Consider the following 299-nt stretch of genomic DNA (forward strand, 5'->3'; position numbering starts at 1 on the left):
GTGAGCAACCCGTTGATCGCGCAGACCCAGGACTCGACGAAGGCCTACTCCGGCATCTCGCTCCTGGAGTCCGCCAACGACCTGAAGTCCGCGATCGAAAGCGGCGACTGGGCCTCGGTGGCGATGGGCGCGGTCGGCACGGCGCTCGACGCCCTGTCGATGGCCATGGACCCCTTCGGCGCCATCCTCGCCGCCGGTGTCAGCTGGCTGATGGAGCACGTCGGCCCGCTCAAGGACGCCCTCAACGGGCTCACCGGCAACGCCGACGAAATCGCCGCCCAGTCCGAGACCTGGGCCAA

1 protein-coding gene is annotated in these 299 nt (G+C 68.9%); it reads left to right on the forward strand.

Annotated elements, in window-relative coordinates; translation table 11 throughout:
- On the forward strand, positions 1-299 hold a 299-nt coding region (locus OO60_RS44365; RefSeq protein ID WP_280513812.1), incomplete at both ends, for a hypothetical protein.

It is taken from the genome of Amycolatopsis vancoresmycina (assembly GCF_000716785.1).
Classification (GTDB): Bacteria; Actinomycetota; Actinomycetes; order Mycobacteriales; family Pseudonocardiaceae; genus Amycolatopsis; species Amycolatopsis vancoresmycina.